This window comes from Hahella sp. HN01 (assembly GCF_018986435.1).
Classification (GTDB): domain Bacteria; phylum Pseudomonadota; class Gammaproteobacteria; order Pseudomonadales; family Oleiphilaceae; genus Hahella.
Map to the genome: position 1 here is coordinate 61,761 of NZ_JAHMIN010000011.1, position 22,635 is coordinate 84,395.

The window sequence follows — 22,635 nt, forward strand, 5'->3', positions numbered from 1 at the left end:
TCACACCCAGGCGCTAACTGAATCCGCTTAAATTTCCTGCTTCGGTATAGCAGCCAGAGCATCCTCAGGATTCACCTCTAACTGCGCAAACCAGTCAAAAGGGCTCAAACACAGCGTCCATTTTACCGGAACCAGCTGATCCGCCGGCAGCAGCCGTTCGTCCTGATACGCGCTGCGCCGCACCTGGCGGACCAGCTCTTCCATATCCCTTCGCCAGCGCTGCAGGGTGCTTAGCGAGACGCGTCGAAAACCACTGTCAAACAGCCGGTCTTCCTGCTCATATTCGTCCAGAACCTGGGACAGAAAGCGACTGTTCATGCCTTTAATATGCTCATGCAACGCCCCTCCCAGAGGAAAACTCAAATGCCCCTCCACTCGCAGTCGAATCTCCAGTCCCTGCTTGATATCCAGAAAGCGCCAGACTTCCAGCGCGCGTAGGAAAGCGTACATCTGCGCCTGCGATAGACCATGACGCGCCTGAATATCGGTGACGCTGTACCCCTGCGTGAGCAGAAACAAAATATTGAAATGACTGATATGGGACGCTAGAAAACGCTCCTGCTCCGGGGTGATCTGGGTAAGCGGCTCCTGACGATTGCGCGCCACCAGCATCAGATCAAGGAGAGAGACGCCTATCGCCTCGCAAATTTTCTCCAACCTGCTCAAGGAGCAATCCTGATCACGAAAAAGCCGCTTAACGCTCTGCTCCGAAACGCCTAATATTTCCGCCAGGTCGCGGTAAGTGAACCCTTTGGCTTTCAATGCGGTTTTAAGTACAGCGATCAGTTCTGATCGATCGCTGCCCTGATTAGCTGCCTGTTCTTGCTTCATATGACGCCATCCTTCCTATGTCGCTTAACGCGACAAAAAGATATATATAATGTCACCTAATCATCCATTAATTTCAAAAAGTCACATAAAAACATAACCTGAGCGCATTCAAACGACAACCTAATTGTTCTGTCTCAGGAGATAACATGCATTCTCGACTTCTCAGCCTGCTCGCACTCGCCACCCTGCCCTTCGCCGCATCAGCGGAGACTGCTGCGCCTTCGCAACCCTCTCTCCAGAATGTCTGGACTGCTTCCGGCTTCGACCAGCCGGAATCCGCGATTTACGACCGTAAACGTCATCAGATTCTGCTATCCAGCATGAATGGAGGCGCTGACGCCGCCAATGGACTGGGTTATATCTCCGTACTGACGGAGAACGGAGACATTGTGAAAAAGCACTGGGTGCAAGGCCTGAATGCGCCCAAGGGCCTGGGCGTCTATGGCGACCATCTTTATGTGGCGGACCTGACCCGGGTCTTGGATATCGACATCACTACCGGAAAAATCGCTCATACCTATGAAGCGCCGGAGGCCAAGTTTCTCAACGATGTGACGGTCACCGACAACGGCGACGTCTATATTTCCGACCTGTTGGCGCAGCGTATTTACCGCCTGCATCAGGGCTCCCTGGAAATCTGGCTAAGCTCTGCGGAACTGAATTTCCCCAATGGTCTATGGGCGCAGCACGATCGCCTGCTGGTAGCCGCCTGGGGCCAGGATCTGCAGGCGGACTTCAGCACACGCATCCCCGGCCGCCTGAAACAGGTTCAGCTGTCCGACAAACGCATCAGCGATTTGATTGACGACCAGCCGCTTGGCAACCTGGACGGCGTCACCGACGATGGCGCAAACGGCCTGCTGGCCACAGATTTCATGCGCGGCCGTCTGTTCTATTTCAGCTCCCTGGACAGAGCGCCGGCGGAATTCGAACTTACTCCCGGCAGCGCCGACCTGGACTATATTCCAGAACAAAAGCTGGTGCTGATGCCGCTCATGTGGAAAGGCGAACTGGCGGCCTATCGACTGCCTTAGGCCTCATTTCCCTTCCATCTGGTTGCGCCTGGGCTAAAACCCGGCGCAACTTTGCTTTAGAAAGCGTTACCCAGTGCAGACAAATAGTCAGTATGAGGGAACGTTCAAGATGGTTGACCAAACCGGCCAAACTAAAATCAACTCTTTCCTGCGCCAATTAGGCCAGGATTACAATCTGCCGTTTATGAAGCTCGACGATAACGGCGTCTGCTCTCTCTCCGTAGATGGCCATCTCTATTCCATTGTACAAACCAATGACAGCCCCTGGTTATTGCTACATGCGGATTTCGGCCATGCGCCCAGCGCGGAAGCAAGCAAAGCCGCTCTGCTGGAGCAACTGCTTGAGTGGAATTTTCTGGGCAAAAGCACTCGCGGCGCCACCCTGTCCCTCAACCCGGAAAGCCATCGCCTGACGTTCCATATGCAATATCTGACAGAGCACGTTAACGAGGCGGTTCAGTTAAACAACTTACTGGATTTCTTTATTGAAAGCGCCACCCAAATCCGCGAGCAGCTAGTAGACGCTATCGGCACTGGTCAAAAAGCGCCGACTGCGTCTACTTCCGCTCAGCCGGTACACCCAAGCAGCTTCATGCGAGTATAGGAGTCGTCAGATGACAAATATCCATGGCGTATCATCCGCCAATCAAGTGCAATCAACCCAACAATCCAATCCGACCAATCCCTCGTCGAGCCTGAACCATGCCTCGCCGTCTAACGACAGTGCGCGACTTGGCGGCTCTGATCTGGGAGGAGGCTCTTCCTCTCACCCAACGGGTTCGTCAAACGGCCGGGCTTATCTCGCGGCCAGCACCGAGGGCGCTCAAACCTACTACGGCCAGGCGGTCAACGGGGTAAACAGCTTCCTGCAGCAAAACGGCGTGCCATTGCCTAACGACCAGGCTCACAGCATCGCCAATAACGTGTCTGAACATGAGAGAGGCACGTTGTCCCAGGGCGAAGCCCATATGCGGGAGGCCAGAATGTTCGCTGGCAGCGCCGTACAGTACGCAGCCCAAGGCGATTTCGGAAACGCCGCAATCAATGCCGCTGGCGCAGTAGCCAACACTGTGGGCGCTGGCATCGTGGCGCCGGTGACGGACAACTCTGAGGCAGGCAGAGAGTTGGAGCGCATCAACAACGCCGTCAGCGGCACATTCTAACTTTATTGGGACAGCCTTTTCGGCGATGAGGCAACTCCCTGTTCCATCAGGGCGTTTATCTCATCGTCGCTAAAGCCCAACTCCGTTAATACTTCCCGGCTGTGTTGGCCCAAGGCGGCGCCGGCGCGACCAGGAACAAAGGCGTCTCCCTCGAATTTGATGGGGGACGCCAACTGTTTTCGACTCACACCCTCAGCGTCACTCACCTGGCAAAACATTTCCCTGCCATTGAAGTGTGGATGCTTTTCCGCTTCAGACAAGGTTAAAACCGGCTCTACGCAGGCGTCGACCGATGCGAATATCCGCTCCCATTCCGCCAGAGTTTTACCCAGGAAGATTTCCACCAGTTTTTGCTTACTGGCCTGCCGGTCCTGCTCCCGAGGGCTCAACATCAACGCCAGCATATGAGGAATCTCCAAAGTGCGGCACAGCGCTTCGGCGAATTGCGGCTCCAAGGCCCCAACGGAAAGATAGCGTCCGTCCTGAGTGCGGTAATAATCATAGCACCCCCCGCCATTGAGGATTTCCGCCTCCAGTTGCGGATCTTCGCCGGTCGCCAGATAGCCCGCCATCGCCATATGATTCATCGACAGCGCCGCATCGCTCATGGAAATATCAATCCGCCGCCCTTCATCATTTAGCTGGCGCTGCACGACCGCCGCCAGAATGCCCATCACCGCGTGATGCGAGCCTCCCGCCACATCCGCCGTCTGCACGCCAAACGGCGCTGGACCGCTTTCCACTCGTCCACTGTAGGAACTGACGCCCGCTAGCGCCAGATAATTAATGTCGTGGCCGGGCCTGTCCCGGTAGGGGCCGCTTTGTCCATATCCGGTGATGGAGCAATAGATCAATCGGGGATTGATCGCCTTCAGGGTTTCATAGTCCAACCCCAGACGCTGCATCACTCCCGGTCGAAACTGCTCTACTAATATGTCGTACTCAAGAATCAGCTTTCTGACGATATCGATAGCCTGAGGCTGTTTCAGGTCCAGGGTCAGAGAACGCTTTCCCCTGTTCAGATAGGCGTGGCTGGCGGAGACCTCCCCCACCATCGGCGGAACAACTCTCAGCAGATCGGTGCGCGTGGGCGATTCGATTCGCAAAACTTGCGCCCCCATATCCGCCAGCATCATGGTGGCGCAGGGACCGGGCAGCAACGTGGAGAAGTCGAGTATTTTCAGGGAGGACAAAGGCGCAGCCATATAAAGAAACCACCATTTCATTGTAATTATCAACGCGATGACTAGCAGATAGCCGGACGCGCCGCTTCAGCAATCTCCATTATCATGCCCCTTAATCAGGCGCCAATGGGATTCCGCGCCAAATCCATTGGCGAAATCATCCTTGATCATGACAGGCAATTAGTTAAGACTGAGCGAATCAGAGTTTCTATAGATTCCAATAGGTTAGGGCCTCACAAGGGCACGACGAACAGTATTCTCCGCCGGTATACCCAAAAACATGGCAAAACTTACGGTTTCCAGTCATTTTGTTCGCGCTGCGCTCAGCGGCGCGGAAAGACAAGGCAAGGACGTTGCCGAACTATTGCGCTGCGCAGGCATCCCCCTGCAGGCGTACCAAAACCCGCGCAGTCGTGTGGGCGGTCCGCAGTACACTAAATTAATGCAATGTATCTGGAAGGTTCTGCAGGACGAGTTTATGGGCTTGACGGACACCGTCTGCAAAACCGGAACCTTCGCCACCATGTGTTATCTGGTGGTGCACTGCAATAACCTGGAAAGCGTGCTGCGTCGCGGCCGTATCTTTTATTCTCTGTTCGAAAAGCCGGTGACCTTGAAGCTGGAAGTGCATGGGGATCAGGCCGTTCTCATCGTCGATGCCGAGGCGACTTTTCACGACCCTTACCACTTCTTTCAGGAGAGTCTTTTGGTGATCTGGCACCGACTCGCCTGCTGGTTGACCGGACAGCGAGTGGCTTTGGACGAAGCCCGCTTCAATTATCCCGAGCCGGAGCATTCCAGTGAATACCGCCACTTGTTTTACTGCCCGCTGCAATTTAATAAGCCGGACACGCGTATTTACTTCCATAAACGCTATCTGCAGTTACCAGTGATTCAGGATGAGCCATCGCTCAAGGAGTTTTTGAAAACCTCTCCCGCCGACCTGCTTGCGCGACCGGACGACAGCAATACTTACACATCCAAAATCCGAGCGCTGGTAGGACGCGACCTTAGCCAGCAAATGCCGGATTTTGAGTTCATCGCGTCCCAGATCAATGTCAGCCCGCAGACTCTGCGGCGGCGTCTGAAAGAGGAAAACACGTCGTTTCAGGAGATTAAGGACAATATGCGACGAGACGCGGCGATTTATTATCTTTCACGTCGGGAAATGTCCATCAACGAGATCGCCTTCAAGGTGGGATTCACCGAGCCCAGCACCTTTCATCGGGCTTTTAAGAAATGGACGGGGGTAACGCCGGGAGAATATCGGGAAAGCGTGCTGCGAGAGCGTCAGCACTGATCCTGAGACGACAGTCGCGCCGTAGCGCAGGGCTTACGCTTTTTCTTTTCGTACAAACGCTTGTCCGCCAGCTTCAACAGCGATCGCGCGCTTCCCGTCCCGATCTGACTGGTGGACGCCACGCCGATGCTGACTTTGACGGGAATACGCATGTCGTCAATGACCAGCGGGTTAGCGTAGAGATAGTCGCACAAACGCTCCGCAATTTGCTCAGCACCCTCCTGGTCCTGGTCGGGCAACAGCACCACAAACTCGTCCCCGGCGAAGCGAAACGCCTGATCGGACTTGCGCAGCATCACACACAACCCATCAGCGACATGCTTCAGGTACTCGTCGCCTACGTCATGGCCGTAAGCATCGTTGACCAACTTAAAATCATCACAATCAATAAATGCGAGCGCTAAAGGCTGTTCATTACGCGCCGCCCGACTTATCTCCACGTCCAACGCATCCTCCATTTCCCTGCGATTACGCAGTTGCGTCAATGGATCACGGGTAGCCAAGTCAGCGATTTTTTCCCGCGCCACTACTGAACTCAGGCATAGCGACGCCTTGACGCTCAGCTGACGCAAAAAGAAACATTCCTTGTCCGCGCGATAACGCTCCTGATCGTCGGCGGCCAGGTTCAAGCTGCCCGCCAGACGTCCTTCAAGAATCAAAGGCAGTATCGCAATTGAGCGAATTTGTGTCCGGATTTCCGGCGGCGTCATAAAGAAGAAACGATATAGATCGGCGTGACCCATCAGCGGCTCCCTCGCGCCTTTAGTGGCCGCCAGATACTCAACGGAAGGCGCGCACACCCATTTTCCCGCCAGATCCGGCGAGGCTTTCAGGGTTTTTATCAGGGATTCCGTATGGGCGCTTTCAACCATGGCGTACCAGACATGCTTAACGCCGAATTTGTCCTGCACGGTTTGCAACAGATGCTCAAGAAACGGCTGCACCTTGGCGACATTGAGGATCGCAACCTCAATATCGAACAGGTTACGCGCAATTTCTTCATTTTTACGCGCTCGGGCGAACAGCTCTTCCAGGGAATCCATCGAAGTTCTGACTCACTCTCTCAAATGCCCAATCGGGCTGTTTCTTGAAATCACTGATTTATTATTGGCTCTAGAGGCTGCGTCCAACCTCCTCTATACGAAACACCGAACAGCTCCGCTCATAAGAGAGACTATTGGCGTCTGAATGCACAGGCTTGAGCTAAATAATAGTCAAACATTCGTAGTTTGTTCATGCCGGCGCCCAACTCCGCGCAATATTTGACCACACCGTTAAGTTTTTCTCACAAGGGGTTGACGGATGCAAACAAGGTCTTTAGTATACGCACCTCGTTGTCGCGGGGTGGAGCAGTCTGGTAGCTCGTCGGGCTCATAACCCGAAGGTCGTAGGTTCAAATCCTGCCCCCGCAACCAGCATTCCTAAAAGCTCGATTTTATATCGGGCTTTTTTATTGCCTGAAAGACGACCTTAGCGGTCGTATGCGGAGGCCCGCCGCGATCAAATCCCGCCCCCGCAATCAGTACTCCTAAAGCTCGAGTTTATATCGGGCTTTTTTATTGCCCGAAAAAAGGCCTTGGCGGTCGTATCCGAATGGCAGCCCGTTCAAATCCCGCCAGCGCATCCAATATTCTTATCAGCGAGTGAACATTACATAAAAATAGCCGTTGCATAGGAGTCGCCTCTAACTCTGTATATATTTCAAACTGGAGTAGACGGTTAGCTCGAAAAGTGGAAGGCGCCGAATCCCCCTGCTTGGCCCTGAGACGTACTGCTACTATCTCTATATAGAAGGATGCCCCCTGCTATTTGCGTCGGAAAAGCCTTGCCCACTGAGGCTTTACTCATAGCGCACCGATAAATATCGATTTTTCCGAAAGTTTTTTAGCAATTGCCATTGACGTACGCCACTCGGATCTTTAGTATACGCACCTCGTTGTCGCGGGGTGGAGCAGTCTGGTAGCTCGTCGGGCTCATAACCCGAAGGTCGTAGGTTCAAATCCTGCCCCCGCAACCAGTATTCTTAAAGCCAGCTTTTCTAGCTGGCTTTTTTATTGCCTGAAAGACGACCTTAGCGGTCGTATGCGGAGGCCCGCCGCGATCAAATCCCGCCCCCGCAATCAGTACCCCTGAAGCTCGATTTTATATCGGGCTTTTTTATTGCCTGAAAAAAGGCCTTGGCTGCCGCATCTTGTACACAAGCGATCTATTTCACCTTATTATCTCGAGTCGTTTACCCGCCAGATTTCATTAGCAGTGAATCAGATTCCCACCCAATTGAGATATAAAATACCCAAAGATCATGCCTTTCCGTTAAACAGCAAAGCTTTATCGGAGGCTCTTATCGATGTACCTCAATATAGCGAGTTATCGGCGATTTTTAGGTTCGGAGACGAGTACTCACTAAGCTCCTATCGCTACAAGCTCCGTATGCAGGAGCCGGTCACCATCCTGAAAGCCACGTATTCTCGCCTGCGTACTCGCCATTCATCGCCTAATAAGTTTATCGAGCAAGGTTTATATGAGCCGAAGTGGACAATCACTTTGACTGCACTGCCAAAGGAATATTTATCCATTTCGAGCTCTCTGTTAAAGGAAGAAGCGCTTCCAAAACTGCGAGATTGGTTCATCGAGACAGGCGCACAGACAGGCTATGAAACCCACAGCATCGCGTTTATTTTTGATCTTTATAAAAAGAAGCTAACTCACAGAGAAGGTATCCGTAGGTAAGCATAAGAGCGGGCCTCGCACTGCAGCTGAGATTGGCTCTGGCCGCTTGACTCAATCAGTCACAGCTCACACTCCACCACAAACAGTCCGCCTTGTTTCAGCCATGTCTTTCTCTCTTCAGACCGGTAGAAGGCGTCGGCCACTATTTCCAGTACCTGTTCCGGGGTGATTTTGTGGGAGCAGAATTCCAGCTGTTCCGGTCCATTGGCGTAATCTTCAAGAATGGTGGGGGTGAGTTCATCGTGGCGGTATACGCCAACCACGGCGTCAGCAGCGAACTTCACTCCGCCCTGCTCCAGTTGGCGCTTGACGTCGCCCAGGGAATGCAGCATTTCGTATTCAATCGCGGTTTTCAGCATCGAGATCAGGTCGTCGGTGATTTGGGAATCCTGTAGGGCGGTGAAGTCGTCAGAAGCGCCGATTTTGTTGGCGATTAACGCCGCCAGATTGAGAATGAAAAGGCAGTGATGGCCGTCGTTAACGCTCTCCGGCAGAGCTATCGCGGCGCCATGGGGATCTTTATCTGGCAGGCCGATTAGAGCGGCCCTCTCCTCGCCATCGCAAATCCACTCAAACCCTCCCAGACACATCTCCACATCGTCGCCTGTGGCCAGCAAGCGAGATACCTGTTGTCCCGGACTGATTTCAATTGCGAGGGCGTTATACCAATGCGCCGCCAAAGCGGCCCCAATCTGCTCGACACAGTCGAATTGCGGTGCGTTCATGATTTCTGTACGTCTCAAAGCAGTTATCCAAGGCAAGTCGAAGTTCCGGCATCGTCGCTGATGATGGGAACCTTCACCTCCTTAGTCTCACGCCTGATTGAACAGGCCCAACTCAACTTGTCATCCCTATACAAGCAACATACTCTCTTTAATCCCAGCACACCGGCAAGCGGATCACAAATTTCGCGCCTCATTCCAGCTGAAATAGATGCTTGCTTAATTAGGAAAGCGAACAATGTCAAACCACCACCTAACGCGCGCTACCATAAGCAGAGCCGCCCAATGCAGGACGGCCTGCAGGTAGCTCAAGTCGCCCAGAAGCACTACTTTGAGGCTCTGGCGACTCCGCCCCCCTTTCAACATAATTAAAAACAATCGGTTAGGCAGACAGCCTTTTATTACCTGACGCCCAAGCGAATAGTGTTAGTTACTTTTTAAATGCCAAACATACCCAATAAGGCATATTGGAAGAAAACCTAACATTGCTGAACCCGTTCCTCTCCAACATCTCTGTAATTTTCTCCCGGCTGAACCTCTTTTCAAGCCGGGTCCCAAACCGATCCAAAGCATCTGTCTTCATATAGTAAAACTCTTTTCCGCGGTAATCGGACAAAGGAATTCCATCAACCTCAAAACCCAGCTTTTCGAGACACAAAGCAGCTCTTGCGAAGGGAAAATAAACAAACGCCGCGATACCGGTAGAAAGCGGCTTTTTTGCGGCGAACGGGAGACTGGACACAAACCTTCTGATCATATCGGAGATACGCCATAACGACTTAAACGCCATCCCTCTATTTTCAAAGTCGTAATAAAGATACAACAAAAACGGAGCTCCGCTTTTAAGTAGCTCAGAGCAGGACCTTATTCCACCTTCTGTATCAGGAATGTGGTGCAACACTCCCAGACAATATCCGAAATCCTGGCTCCCGCGCTCAACAGAAACCCCATCCACAGGCGCACACTCATAGTTGATATTGCTACATTTAGATAGCTTTTTCCTAGCGACTTCCAACGCCTTCTCACTAGGATCAATACAAGTCAACCTACCTACGCGCGGAGCGACAAAACTGGCCCACCTGCCACTTCCGCATCCCATATCAAAACCGGCAGCATTACCATCCAGCAAGTCAAAGGGAAATATATCGAAGTACTGATTAAAAGCTTTTTCCAGAGAGCATTGAGCTACCTCATCCTGAGGGTATGCGTCCCACTCATTTCCGAAATCCTCTACTACTTTGGCATCCACATTCTTCATAGCGTCTCCTATGGATTCTAGCGATGTTGTTCGCTCAATGCTCGTAGCGCGACAACCTGGATTTTAGCAGCCCCGCGATTCAACTCCAGTCCATTCCCATTTATCTCTTTTATCAATGTCCCTTTGAGTTTTAGTCGATGACTACGCCTTCCATCAAAGGTTAGTCCAACTTTCAGATAGTCATCACAAGGAAACCCATCGGATATTTTGTAACGACAGCCTCACCATCTCAAATTTGGACTATATTTAATACAGAGGGCCAACCGCCGCGTTCGCGGCTCCTGGACAGGCCCCTTGCGACTAGCCGGCAGTATCCGGGAAGCGGGTGAGTTCAACCAAAGCGCCTGCGCCGGGATTACGGTGGAGATGCTTCGCGAGGACGGTCGGTTAGTGAATTTTCCACACATTGAAAGTGCATTGTGTTACAGAGGATTGTTGCATCCGCTGCTCTAATAACTATTGCAATTTCAACGCTGATCCAGAGTTTCAACTTCCGAGAGTAGTAGCAACTACAAAAAGAGCCGTCCTATGAAAGTCTATATAGATGCGCCACTGGTCGCCGTCGCCCTCTTTTGCGCCGTCGCCGCAAGCATCGCCTTTGAAAGGATGTCCATCAGTGACGATAAACATCCTCCTGTAATCCAGACCAACGCTTACGCACTGGAGAATGCAATCGACCAGGACAAAGCCCCCGGAGCCCTGCCAGGCGTACAGCCCGGACTGCGCCCGGTTGCTTTAACCACCGATTACCTACGCTACCCGCCGCTGATCAGTGACGAAGCCATTCTGGAGCTATGGGCGCAAAACAAAAGGACCGCCACGCCGCTATTAACGCCTTGAAGGACGAGGAACTGCGCGCGCCGGCTTAGTAGTGAGCCGGCAGCGCGTCGTTAATGACGATTTTCTTTTTCTCCACCTTAATATATCCGCCTATCTCAAGATCTTTCATGATGCGCGAGACCATCTCCCGACTGGCGCCGACCCGGTTAGCGATCTCCTGCTGCGTCAGCGGAATCTCCGTAATCAGGCGGTCGCCTTTGCGCTCCGACAGCTGTAGCAGAGTGCTGGCGACCCTGCCGTAGACATCCATCAGCGCCAGGTTTTTCACATTATTGGTCAGTGCGCGCACGCGTTGGGTGAGGTGAATAATCAGGTTGTAGGCAAGATCGGGCGTCTGCCTGAACGCTTCCAACAGGCTGGATTTGTTCAACATCAGAAAGCGGCAAGGTTCGGTAGCCATCACCGAAGCCGAGCGCTCTTTGTCATCGAACAGGGCCAATTCGCCGAAATATTCGCCGGCTTTGAGGTCGTTCAGAATGACCTCCTTGCCGTTCTCATCGCTACAGAACACTCTGACCCGTCCTGAGACAATGATATAAAGGGAGTCGCTGCGGTCGCCTTCCGTAATGACAATACTGTTTTTCTGGAAACACCGAAAAACAGCATGCTTTTCCAATTGCTGGAGTTGTTCAGCGTCGAACCCGGAGAAAAGTGGAATCTGCGATAAAAGACTCATACTGTATTAGCTCCGACATCATTTTTTCTTATTACGCCGTCCCCGGCTATGTTTTATATGTTACGCGCTAGTGAGTGATTTTTCCGTAAAAATTAATCAGATGTCTGAACAGACACGATACCGTCCGCCTCTTCGACAGCACTTGAAAATGTGGCTGCCGCCCTTGCTGCTGAGCCTGCTTTTAGCGCTTGGCCTGATGGCGCCAGTTGGTCAGAGCATGGAGGAAGGTTTCGGACTGGATACCTTATTTCACCTGCGTGGCGAGCGCGCGCCTCCTCCCAAAGTAGCGGTGATAGCGATCACGGAAAACACCGCTGCCTACCTGCAGGTCCCGGCCCGCCTCACCGAATGGCCCCGGTCGGTTTACGGGGATCTGGTGGACACATTGGACGCACAACAGGTCGGTTTGATTGCGTTCGATATCTATTTCAGAGAAGCCCGTGACCCCGCGGCGGACGCACGCTTCGCCGACGCTATGACCCGTAGCGGCAAGGTGGCGCTGTTCGCTTTCAGCATGCGCCGCATCACCAACGTAGATGGTCGCCGCATTGTCGCGGACAGCATCAGCGAGCCGCTCCCCCTGTTTGCAAACGCAGCGGCGACGACAGCGCCTTTCGCACTGCCGAAAGTATCTTCCAAGATCAGCCGCTTCTGGTTACGTCAGCCCGCCAACCCGCCACGCTGGGCGATGCCGGCGGCGGCGCTGTTGCAACGCGCCCCAGATCGCGAGGCCGCCCTCGCCCGCCTACAGGAGCTACGACCAACGCAGCTGTATAATTTTTATGGCCCGCCCCGATCCATACCCACCATTTTTATGGAGCACCTCCTTGCCCGCCCCGATGATTACGCCGACCTCTTACGGGACGCCACGGTCTTCATCGGCTATGCAGCGGAATATCAGCCCGACCAGCGCGACGGGTTTTATACCCCCTTCACGCCAGACACTGGCCTGGACATCAGCGGCGTAGAGCTGGCCGCCACCGCTTATGCCAATCTGCTGGAAAACAGCGCTGTGCGCTATCACCTTGGAGTCTGGTTCATCGCAACGCTGTTTTACGCCGCGCTGGCGTTCGCATTAAGCAATATCGCCTCTCCCGGACGTGGATTGCTGTTGCTGTGTTTGCTTGCGGCAGGCTATATGACGCTGACGTGCACGTTGTTCGTACAGAGTTATGTCTGGCTTCCGTGGATGACGCCTATCCTGGCGCTGACTCCTGCTGCGGCGCTGCATGGGGTATGGCGGCGCGTGCAGATTATCGACCAGCAGAAGCGTCGTCTGGAGCTGGCTTTTGGCCGCTATATTCCGGCGCATGAAATTAAGCGTCTGGCCAGCCAGCCCGGACTACCGCAACAGCAAAAACTATTCGGCGTGTGCCTCGCAACCGACGCCGCCGGCTATACAGCGCTGTCTGAAAACGTGTCCCCGGAGCGACTGAGCCAAATCATGGATAGCTACTACCAGGCGGTGCTCACGCCAATTCGCCAGCATGGCGGCATCATTTCCGATGTGGCGGGCGATGGGGTGATCGCGCTTTGGCCGCATATCCCTACCGATAAGACATGGACGACAATCGAGCCCGCATTAAAGGCGTTGCGCGCATCCATCGACCTGTTCAATCAACAGTATCCGGACTCGCCGCTCCCCACCCGCATCGGCCTGCATGCGGGCGAAGTGGTATTGGGTCATTTCGGCGCTTCCGACCACTTCGAATACCGGGCGATGGGGGACATCGTCAACACGACGTCACGCATTGAAAACGCCAATAAATTACTGGGAACGGACACGCTGATCAGCGAAGCCTGCGCGGATACCCAGTCCCATTCACTACGCGCCCTGGGACGATTTCTACTACAGGGCAAACAGCATCCCGTCGCCCTGTTCAGCCTGATGCAGGACAACTGGAGTCATGACAATGAACTCGCATTTCGGCAAGCGTTGCATTGCCTGGACCTCGGAGACATCGCGCAAGCGCGAGTTATTTTTGCTCGCCTGCACGAAAATAGCGCCGATTCCGTATGCAAATTTTATCTGCGCCAATGTGATGCAATATCTTCACAGTCAACATATAAAGGCCCACCGGAATTTGTTTCCCAACTCACCAAGGCCTAGTCCATTTATATGAGTTTATTGGAATTTTTCCACTGAATTACCGGCACTAATGCCTGGATTTATTGCTAGAATCCTCTCAGAATAATTACATGACTATGCGACACTTTCATAAGTGTTGAATAAGCCAAAAGACAGATGCGCGTCTCTGTATCCGGATTTAATCCTTAGGGATAATTTCCAAACGTTGGCGCCGCATCGATATAAAAACATAGTCATATATCTGGGCGGATATTGAGCTTGCCGGAAGCTGTTTATTAAATCCGGCGCGTTGTCCTCACGCAGTTGTCAGCCTGAACATCAATAATAAATGCGGTACCCGTTAAGGAGTTCGCCGTGGGCCTATTGCTGCGTGGCCAGTTGCTGTGTCGTGTTTCATGCGGAGCATTGTTTTCCCTTAGCCTGACGCTGTCAGGAACCTCCGTCGCCGCCCCTCCCTGCGCGGACTGGATGGGTAAAGTTATCGCCGTACAGGGAACGCTGGAAAAATCACTCCCCCAACAAACCTGGGCCTCGCTGACGTCCGAGCAATATCTCTGCCCCGGCGATACCCTGCGCACAGGGCAAAACAGTCGCGCCTCCATCTATCTGCGCAACAACACCTACATGCGCCTGAACCAGAGCGCCATCATGCGCTTTCCCGACAACGTCGAGAAACAAAGTTTCTGGGTGCAGCTCAAGCAAGGCGTCGCGCATTTTCTCAGCCGAATCGTCAACCGCTTTGAAGTCGACACCCCCTACGTGAACGCCATGGTGGAAGGCACTGAGTTTGTCGTAGAAGCGACGCAAGGCGGCTCCGTCACGGTAATCGAAGGCAAAGTGCTGGCTTTCAGCGACACGGAGCGCCTGCGACTGACTCAGGGAGAACAGGCGCGCAGCGATACAGGCGCGCACTTGCGCAGTTTAAAGGTGAATACGCAGGACACGGTCGCCTGGGCGATTTATTACCCTCCAGGCACAGTGCTGAAGGAGCTGACCGCTATGAGCGACGGCGCCAGCGCCGCCACACTGTCTCAAGTCCAGGAGATGATTGATCGCAATCGCCCGGATGCAGCGTTACAGGCGTTACGCGCCGATTCAGGCAACGAACCGTCCTTAAGGCTTGCGCAGGCGGCGATACTGTTAACGTCCGGTCAACAGCAGGAAGCAGGCAACCTCCTGGAGCCCCTGCAAAATGATCCGCGCCAGGGGCATCTCGCCCTCGCCATGCAAGCCGTGCTCGCTGCGGTCAACAGTCAGTCTCAACAGGCGTTGCAACTGGCGCAGGACGCCGTCGCCCTGCGCGCTGACAGCCCGTCCGCACAGCTCGCCCTCTCTTACGCCTGGCAGGCCAACTTAAATCTGCCGGAAGCCATTGCCGCCGCGGAAAGAGCGACGGTGGCCGCCCCTCAGAGCGTCATCACATGGACCCGTCTGGCTGAGCTTGAGCTTACTTCCGGCGCATATAGCGACGCCAAATATGCCGCCGGACGCGCAACGGAAATCGCTCCCACGCATCCTCAAGCGCAAATCGCCGCGGGATTTATCGCGTTGTTTGAACACAAACTGGCTGATGCTGACGCTCATTTCCAAAGCGCGATCAAAGCAGACCCAAGCGTTCCTGACGCATGGCTGGGTCTGGGGTTGAGCAAATTGCGCGGCGGTGATCTGGAGAGCGGACGCAACGATCTCGAAGTCGCTGTCAGTCTGTCTCCCAACAACGCTGTCTTGCGCAGCTATCTGGGGCGCGCCTATTTCGAAGAAAAACGCAGCGACGACGCCAGCGAGCAGTGGTTGCTGGCGAAAGAGCGCGATCCGCAGGACCCGACGCCGTATTTCTACGATGGGGTCAACAAACTCTTCGGCAATGACCCCGTTGGCGCCATAGAAGAATTGGAGCGATCCAAACAACTGAACCGCAATCGCGCCGTCTATCGTTCAGACGGGCTGCTGCAAAGCGACTCCGCCGCCCGTAGCGCAGCGTTGGCCCGCGCATACGGTGAAGCAGGCTTCGATCAGGCGGTGCTTTTGGAAGGATGGGAAGCGCTCAGGCAAGATCCGACCAGCGCCGATGGCCATCGTTTGCTCGCGGATCGCTACCTGTCGCAACCCAATCATCAGGCCGCCCGGGTTTCCGAACTCATGCAGGCGCAGCTCTGGCAACCTATCACTGCTTATCCGCTGCAACCGCAACTCTACGAGACTGGACTGCCTATCGTGGAAGGACTAGGGCCCTCACGCAGCGGCGTCAACGAATACCATCCCTTGTTTCTACAAGATGGAGTTTACGGCCTGACCAATGGCTTCGTCGGCAGCGACGACACCTGGGGAGAAGACATCGTCGTCTCCGGTTTACAGGGCCCGGTGAGCGCCAGCTTCGGCCAGTATCACTATGAAAGCGATGGCTTTCGCAACGGACTGGATCAGGAACAGGATATCTACAATGGGCTTTTACAGTGGCAGATTCATCCTTCCATCAGCATTCAGCTGGAAGCGCGAAAGGCTGAGAAAGAGGATCATTTATTTAAGCTGCAATCCATTGAGCCAGACGCAGAGCCCGAGGACCGGAGTGTCGACACAAAAACCTACAGATTTGGCTTAGCCAGCCGCCTGGACAATCACAATAGCTGGCTGTTTTCCGCTATTCGCCAGAAGTTTGAGGAAGAGCAAGCGCTGGCTGCGGCAGATACCTTTTCAGACCGCAAGCCGCGTACTTATGAGGTGCAATATATCCATACCGCCTCAAACTTCTATGCTCAAATCGGCGCTGGCAGGGCTTCGATTGAAACGAAAACGAACATCCAGAATCCTGCTGGATATATCAATAGCGACGACGACATCACCCACCGAAATCTATATACCTATTTTGGAATCCAGCCCACAGAATCAGTATTTCTATTAATTGGCGCCGCCTACGATAACTTGCGGCTTGAAGTAGCGCGCAACACTTTCTTTGATTTTCCATTCCCGTTACCGGATATCGATATTAGCGACAGCGCCACTGACGAAGTTAAACAATGGTCCCCCAAGTTCGGCGTTGAATTCACGCCAACTGAACAACTTACTTTCCGATTAGCGACATTTAGGTCCCTCAAACGCGATATCGCCGCTGATCGCACCATCGAACCGGCGCAAATTCTCGGTTTCAATCAGTTGTATGACGACCCCAACGGCTCAGATGTAAAAACCTACGCAGCAGCAGTGGATTACAAGCTGGGCGGCCGCTTCGGCGCCGGCTTGGAAGCGATGCGACGCACCGTGGATATTCATCCCAAACTTCTGCAGGCAGAGCCTGAAAGGCCGCATCATGAATTTGAAAATTACAAACTCTACTACTTTGGCGTCCTCTCTCCGTCCGCGACGGTAGATATCGCCTACGAATATGAAGACCAGGATTTAGAAGACAAGCAGTTTGGCACAGGATCTATTTACCGAGTGAAAACACATAGTCTTCCATTAGGCGTCACACTCTATCTCCCCAGACACTTCTCTATGCGAATGGAGAGCATATACACCGACCAGAAAGTAAAAGCGTCGTTCGCCTCAGGTGACCAAAGAGACTTTGACGCCAATCTTTGGACCTTCAATGTTCGCCTCGATTACAAACTGCCGCGCCGCTTCGGAGAGTTGCAATTTGGCGTCGACAATATCTTCGATAAAAACAAAGAAATCCTGAACAGTGAGTTGGATTATCCGGGGTATTACCCGAAAAGATTTCTATACAGCCGCATACAGCTGTCTTTCTAAATAAAAAATGAAAAAACAAGGAGACGACAATGAGATTGATGAACTTACTTTACACCCTCGCGCTGGGATCTTCCCTTTCCCTCAGCGCCTGCGCTCATACTCCCGGAACCAAGCCCAGCGACGGAGATCCAAACTTCCCCAACCATCCGAATACCGGGGAAAGACATGATCCCAAGAATGTCGGCAAATACGCGTCATTCAGAATTACGATGACCAATGACGGCAGAATGGTCGTACTGAACGAAAAAGGCGAGGAAATGCGACCTAACGCAAAACTGCCCCTTAAAGTTGAAGCTCACTATATTGAGTCAGCCGAGTCCATGATGATTATGCGTTACAGAGGCTCGCCGGAATATTATGTGCTGGAAGTGGGTGGCGATATCTATCATGTACCCATTCCTCACACCCATTAACTTTAGTCTGGCAAGAGATTTGGCGGGCGCATAGAAGCGCCTGCGCGTCGGTAATCAATGGGGGACAGGACCTGACATACGCAGGTCCTGTCGATATAGACAAAGTCAGATCATATCCTCAACACGCTCAATGTGCTCCTTGCGCCCAGCGGGCATAGGCAGCAACAAATTCAGAATAATGGCGACAAAGGCGCAAAGTGAAATGCCTTTCAGACCCAGATCTTTATCTCCGATCACCATGCCGCCAATCCCGAACACCAGCGTGACGCCGACGATTACCAGGTTACGGGCTTCGCTCAAATCCACCTGATGGCGAATCAGTGAATTCATTCCCACCGCGGCGATAGAACCGAACAGCAAACACAATATGCCGCCCATCACCGGGACCGGAATCGTCTGCAACGCCGCGCCGAATTTGCCGATAAACGCCAGCGCGACAGCGATAACCGCCGCCCAGATCATGATTTTAGGATTGTAGTTTTTGGTCAGCATGACAGCGCCCGTCACCTCGGAGTAGGTCGTGTTGGGTGGCCCGCCAAACGCCGCCGCGACCGAAGTGGCCACGCCATCGCCAAGCAGGGTGCGATGCAAGCCCGGCTTTTGCAGGTAATTTTTACCAGTGACCGAACTGATCGCCAGAATGTCGCCGATATGCTCCACGGCTGGCGCCAAGGCCACAGGGATCATGAACAGGATCGCCCCCCAACTGAACTCCGGCGCCACAAAAGCGGGCAATCCGAACCAGTTGGCGTTGACTACCGCCGTCATGTCCACCACGCCAAAAGCCAACGACAACGCATATCCAAACGCCACGCCGCATAATATCGGCAACAAACGCAGTAGTCCCTTGCCCATGACCGCCACTATCAATGTCAACGCCAGTGCGGGCAGAGAAATCATCAACGCCGTTTCATAGGGGACCAGCTGCAGAGCGCCATTGCCGCTTTTGCCCATCGCCATATTGGCGGCCACCGGCGCCAACCCCAAACCAATAGACATAATCACCGGCCCTACCACCACTGGCGGCAATAACCGATCCAGAAAGCCGGTTCCTCTGAACTTCACCGCTGCGCTCAAAATCATGTAGGTCAAGCCGGCGGCGATCAGCCCTCCCATGGTGGCGGGCAATCCGAAAGTGGATTTCGCCGCCATAATCGGCGCGATAAAAGCAAATGAGGAGGCCAGAAAAATAGGAACCTGCCCGCCGGTAATCAGGTGAAACAGCAAGGTGCCGACGCCAGCGGTGAATAATGCGACATTGGGATCAAGTCCGGTAATGAGAGGCATCAACACCAGTGCGCCGAATGCCACAAATAGCATTTGCGCGCCAGCCAGCGCCTGTTTCCAAAGCGGATCGGTCGTACTCATCATGGATATTTTCCTACCTGAAAAAGCGAGTGTGTTTTTTGGCTTAAGCAAAACCCGTGCAATATAACGAAAGGCGCGCGCAAGGTCACGGCGAAACGCCTCTCCAACAAGGACTTTCCCGTTATCAGGCATTCACATTTCGCTTGCCAAACCCCAAATTCGCTATAAAATCTGCGCACCTTTCATCTGATCAATTATTAAACTAAATGTCAGCCGCTGTTCCGCTACATCCTGACGCCGCTTCTGAGCGGGGCGATCTGGATCTACTTCAACGCTTCCAGTCCCTCGACGCCCTGCTCGCCGAGCATGACTATTTTTGGAAACCACGCCCCTTTGAAACAACTCATCCGAGTTGGCGCCAGTTGCATCCGGAACTCTATAACGCGATCAGCTGCCAGTCTGATGCAGAAGTCGATGTCTGCTCCGCCGAGCCAGCCCGGTTTCAGGAAATCGCGCAACCATTGCTGCCCTGGCTGTCGGAGTTGTCACGGGCCAGTGAGTTAGCCGCCGCTTCAAGTCGCCCTTTGACGTTTTCACCTTTTGACGCCTTGCATGCGCCCGGACGGAAGTGGCGCCAAGTTACCGCCTTCGCCGCCGCCCTTCCGCCACTGAGCGGACAAGTCCACGACTGGTGTTCAGGCAAAGGTCACCTCGCTCGCGCCATCGCCGGCGCCAACGAGGTAACAATGTGCTGCTTTGAATTGGACGCGCAATTATGTGAAAGCGGACAAGCATTGGCGGATAAACAACAATTGCCGATCCACTATGTTCGACAGGACCTGCTACAGCCGTTCGATTCCAGCAAGGAAGCCTATCGCGGCGGGTGGCGCCTGGGCCTGCACGCCTGTGGGCAGTTACACGTCAACCTGTTGCGCGCCGGTGTGGACAGTGCGGCGGATGGCGTCGCCATTGCCCCATGCTGCTATCACAAACTCTGTCTTGGCGAGCAATATCAACCTCTCTCCGAGACCGCCCGTCGGGCCAGTCTAACCTTGTCCCTGAAAGACGTATCCCTGGCGGTGCAGGAAACCGTCACTGCCTCAGCGAAAGAGCGCGCGCAGCGAGAGAAAGAAAGCCAATGGCGTCTGGGATTCGACGTACTACAACGTCAGTTACGCAATAAAGACGAATACCTCCCTACGCCATCGCTTCCCAAAGCAATGCTGAATGGCGACTTTACCGCCTTTTGCGCATGGGCTGCGCAGGAAAAACAACTCACCCTGCCCAAGGACATCGACTACGCCCAGTTCGCGGCAGCCGGCCGTTCACGTTATCGCGAAGTACGCAGAGTAGAACTGGTGAGACATCTGTTTCGCCGCCCACTGGAAATCTGGCTGGCGCTGGATCGCGCGCTATTTCTGCAAGAACGGGGCTATGAAGTGACAATGCGGGAGTTTTGTAGTCGCGAGATAACGCCGAGAAATATTCTGATAAAAGGACAACTGTTGTAGTAAAGAACGGCATTTTGTATTGAATACTTTACACATATCGCTATCCACGCCGATCCATACAAATGTTATTTCCATGAAATGCAAAACAACACACAACTATGGAATATATTTTGCCTTATATTCTAGTCCTAATTCAGTACGCTACTTTGCTGAAGAAAGATCCGCACAGTGTCATGGAGAGATACTTCCGCCATTCGATTACTGCCGGGTTTTAATCAGGAAAAGCGCTTTAAAGCGCATTATTTAAAACCAAATCCACTACTAAGAATAACCTGCCACATTGGAGGTGTTTCAATGAAACCCATACGGACATATTCAGTCCTGCCGTTTTTGCTCCTGAGCATTCCATCATTGTCCAACGCTGGAGTCATCGAATGGAAAGGGCCTGTAAATGGAGCCTTTTCCGACGCCTCTAACTGGCAAGGCGGAGTAACTCCAAAGTCTGGCGATACAGCAGTTTTCAATACAGGCGGAGCCAGTCCCTATACAGTCACGTTTAATGATAGCGACGCTACCACCATCGAAAGTGTAGAAGTCCGCAACGACCAATTGACGATAGAGAATAGCTTTGCAATCGAAAAAAACCTCACCATTGGCGGAACAGGTGGGGAAAACACAAGTTTGACGTTCAATAACGGACAAATCCTTTTTCAAGACAATCCGAGCGGCCATAACCCTCCGTTAACCTCAATTAAGAGTTCAGCTGGCGGCTCTTCCGAAATGGTTATGAATCATAGCCAACTATCGTGGGTTAATCTGGCGGTGGAAATGGAGGGAAAATCCAGCTCAATCGTCATGAAAGACCATTCTGGAATTGAGGGACTTTATTTGCAGCAACGTGGCGGAGCCAGTCTGGTCGTTGACAACTCATCTTTAAGTCTTTCTTCTGCATTCTACCAGGATGATGGCGTCGCCCTCTTTACCAATGGAGCTTACGCCGGCCTGTCAGACTCCTTTATTGGCGGTAAATTTACCGCGGAAGGCCCAGACACACGTATTTATCATGGCGGTTACCTTAGCGCTGGCGGTGAACTGACCTATCGAGATGGCGCCTATGCCCAAGCGGGCATGTTAGCCGGTGGCGGTACGATTAATATTGACGGGGCCGGTTCACAGCTTGAGTTTAACAGCATTGGTTTGTACGACCCCTATTCACCTATCGAATTCTCCGGCGAAGTTAACGTTACTAACGGCGGCGTTTTTGGTGATCTAAGCACTACTGGATACTCTTCAGGCTGGATATCTGGTCATATGAAAGTGAACCTTTCAAATGGAAGCTTTGGGGCCCAATTTATTGACAACAACGGAACCATTTCCGGTCACGGCCAAATGGTCGGAGAGCTGAAAAACAAAGAAGGCGGTCGTATTGAGTCCAAAGGCGGCTCACTGGCGCTGAATGGCAACTATACGCAAGACAGCGCCAGCGTTCTGTCCATTACCATCGGCGACTGGATGCTCAGCGACGACACTGCTGCGCTAGCAATCGACGGAACAGCGACTTTGGATGGCTTTGTCACAGTTCAACTTGAAGACGCCTTCAAGCCAAAGTTAGGGGATGCATTCAACCTGCTCAGCGCGACATCTATCGTCGGTGAGTTTAGTGACTTTTCCTTCCCTGGTTTGAGTGGAGGAATGGGTTGGGCTTGGGAAATCATAGCCGGCGCCGACTATGAAACCCTGGTTCTAAAAGTGGTTGCGAACCAAGTACCAGTCCCAGAGCCAGGTACACTCGCGCTTTTTGGTTTGTCAGCGAGTTTGATTCTTCTGAGAAGAAGGAAGCCTGCCTGATTTTCCATCAAAAAAGCGCCCCTCGGGGCGCTTTTTCTTTATCA

18 protein-coding genes and 2 tRNA genes are annotated in these 22,635 nt (G+C 53.2%); 13 read left to right on the forward strand and 7 right to left on the reverse strand.

Annotated features, from left to right (window positions below; genetic code table 11):
• Window positions 1-27: 27 nt before the first annotated feature.
• Entirely contained in the window at window positions 28-831 is an 804-nt protein-coding gene (locus KP814_RS12585; protein ID WP_216737099.1) for a helix-turn-helix transcriptional regulator, read from the reverse strand.
• Between the two features lie 146 nt (window positions 832-977).
• On the opposite strand from KP814_RS12585, the gene KP814_RS12590 reads away from it, so the two are divergent.
• From KP814_RS12590 to KP814_RS12600, 3 genes are all read left to right on the forward strand, one after another.
• Window positions 978-1,865, forward strand: a complete 888-nt coding sequence (locus KP814_RS12590; RefSeq protein WP_216737100.1) for an SMP-30/gluconolactonase/LRE family protein — start codon at window positions 978-980, stop codon at window positions 1,863-1,865.
• A gap of 109 nt (window positions 1,866-1,974) precedes the next feature.
• Window positions 1,975-2,469 (forward strand): CesT family type III secretion system chaperone, encoded by a 495-nt coding sequence (locus tag KP814_RS12595; protein ID WP_216737101.1) that lies wholly within the window; start codon window positions 1,975-1,977, stop codon window positions 2,467-2,469.
• 10 nt (window positions 2,470-2,479) lie between these two features.
• On the forward strand, window positions 2,480-3,028 hold the full coding sequence (locus KP814_RS12600; RefSeq protein WP_216737102.1) for a hypothetical protein: 549 nt from the start codon (window positions 2,480-2,482) through the stop codon (window positions 3,026-3,028).
• A gap of 2 nt (window positions 3,029-3,030) precedes the next feature.
• Here the strand turns inward: KP814_RS12600 and KP814_RS12605 are convergent, their stop codons facing one another.
• Complete coding sequence (locus KP814_RS12605; protein WP_253938340.1) at window positions 3,031-4,254, reverse strand: CaiB/BaiF CoA-transferase family protein; 1,224 nt, start codon at window positions 4,252-4,254, stop codon at window positions 3,031-3,033.
• Window positions 4,255-4,492: 238 nt separating this feature from the next.
• Here KP814_RS12605 and KP814_RS12610 point away from each other — a divergent pair, with 238 nt between their 5' ends.
• Entirely contained in the window at window positions 4,493-5,512 is a 1,020-nt protein-coding gene (locus KP814_RS12610) for an AraC family transcriptional regulator (RefSeq protein WP_216737103.1), read from the forward strand.
• On the opposite strand, the gene KP814_RS12615 is transcribed toward KP814_RS12610, so the two are convergent.
• Complete coding sequence (locus KP814_RS12615; protein ID WP_216737104.1) at window positions 5,503-6,555, reverse strand: GGDEF domain-containing protein; 1,053 nt, start codon at window positions 6,553-6,555, stop codon at window positions 5,503-5,505. The genes KP814_RS12610 and KP814_RS12615 overlap by 10 nt on opposite strands.
• Before the next feature lie 295 nt (window positions 6,556-6,850).
• On the opposite strand from KP814_RS12615, the gene KP814_RS12620 reads away from it, so the two are divergent.
• The 3 genes from KP814_RS12620 to KP814_RS12630 all read left to right on the forward strand — a co-directional run bounded on the left by KP814_RS12620 (window position 6,851) and on the right by KP814_RS12630 (window position 8,242).
• Window positions 6,851-6,927 (forward strand) — tRNA-Met (locus KP814_RS12620).
• A 525-nt stretch (window positions 6,928-7,452) separates the two neighbouring features.
• Window positions 7,453-7,529 (forward strand) — tRNA-Met (locus tag KP814_RS12625).
• A 143-nt stretch (window positions 7,530-7,672) separates the two neighbouring features.
• On the forward strand, window positions 7,673-8,242 hold the full coding sequence (locus tag KP814_RS12630; protein ID WP_216737105.1) for a hypothetical protein: 570 nt from the start codon (window positions 7,673-7,675) through the stop codon (window positions 8,240-8,242).
• Between the two features lie 59 nt (window positions 8,243-8,301).
• Here the strand turns inward: KP814_RS12630 and KP814_RS12635 are convergent, their stop codons facing one another.
• Entirely contained in the window at window positions 8,302-8,985 is a 684-nt protein-coding gene (locus tag KP814_RS12635) for a hypothetical protein (protein WP_216737106.1), read from the reverse strand.
• 409 nt (window positions 8,986-9,394) lie between these two features.
• Window positions 9,395-10,222 (reverse strand): class I SAM-dependent methyltransferase, encoded by an 828-nt coding sequence (locus KP814_RS12640; RefSeq protein ID WP_216737107.1) that lies wholly within the window; start codon window positions 10,220-10,222, stop codon window positions 9,395-9,397.
• Window positions 10,223-10,750: 528 nt separating this feature from the next.
• Here KP814_RS12640 and KP814_RS12645 point away from each other — a divergent pair.
• Window positions 10,751-11,062, forward strand: coding sequence for a hypothetical protein (locus KP814_RS12645; RefSeq protein WP_216737108.1), 312 nt, complete (start codon window positions 10,751-10,753; stop codon window positions 11,060-11,062).
• Between the two features lie 25 nt (window positions 11,063-11,087).
• On the opposite strand, the gene KP814_RS12650 is transcribed toward KP814_RS12645, so the two are convergent.
• Window positions 11,088-11,738, reverse strand: coding sequence for a Crp/Fnr family transcriptional regulator (locus KP814_RS12650; protein ID WP_216737109.1), 651 nt, complete (start codon window positions 11,736-11,738; stop codon window positions 11,088-11,090).
• A 100-nt stretch (window positions 11,739-11,838) separates the two neighbouring features.
• Here KP814_RS12650 and KP814_RS12655 point away from each other — a divergent pair, with 100 nt between their 5' ends.
• The 3 genes from KP814_RS12655 (at window position 11,839) to KP814_RS12665 (ending at window position 17,984) form a co-directional block, all read left to right on the forward strand.
• A complete protein-coding gene (locus tag KP814_RS12655) occupies window positions 11,839-13,848 on the forward strand; it encodes a CHASE2 domain-containing protein (protein WP_216737110.1) in 2,010 nt (669 codons plus the stop codon).
• A gap of 333 nt (window positions 13,849-14,181) precedes the next feature.
• The gene (locus KP814_RS12660) at window positions 14,182-17,571 is read left to right on the forward strand and encodes a FecR domain-containing protein (protein ID WP_216737111.1); all 3,390 of its coding nucleotides are present in this window, start codon (window positions 14,182-14,184) and stop codon (window positions 17,569-17,571) included.
• Between the two features lie 29 nt (window positions 17,572-17,600).
• Window positions 17,601-17,984 (forward strand): hypothetical protein, encoded by a 384-nt coding sequence (locus tag KP814_RS12665; RefSeq protein ID WP_216737112.1) that lies wholly within the window; start codon window positions 17,601-17,603, stop codon window positions 17,982-17,984.
• A gap of 105 nt (window positions 17,985-18,089) precedes the next feature.
• On the opposite strand, the gene KP814_RS12670 is transcribed toward KP814_RS12665, so the two are convergent.
• Window positions 18,090-19,355: a uracil-xanthine permease family protein gene (locus KP814_RS12670; RefSeq protein WP_216737113.1), complete on the reverse strand. Its 1,266-nt coding sequence runs from the start codon at window positions 19,353-19,355 to the stop codon at window positions 18,090-18,092.
• 203 nt (window positions 19,356-19,558) lie between these two features.
• On the opposite strand from KP814_RS12670, the gene KP814_RS12675 reads away from it, so the two are divergent.
• Together KP814_RS12675 and KP814_RS33405 are read left to right on the forward strand one after the other, a co-directional pair.
• Window positions 19,559-20,803, forward strand: a complete 1,245-nt coding sequence (locus KP814_RS12675; protein ID WP_216737114.1) for a methyltransferase — start codon at window positions 19,559-19,561, stop codon at window positions 20,801-20,803.
• A gap of 168 nt (window positions 20,804-20,971) precedes the next feature.
• A complete protein-coding gene (locus tag KP814_RS33405) occupies window positions 20,972-22,591 on the forward strand; it encodes a PEP-CTERM sorting domain-containing protein (protein WP_216737115.1) in 1,620 nt (539 codons plus the stop codon).
• Window positions 22,592-22,635: the final 44 nt, after the last annotated feature.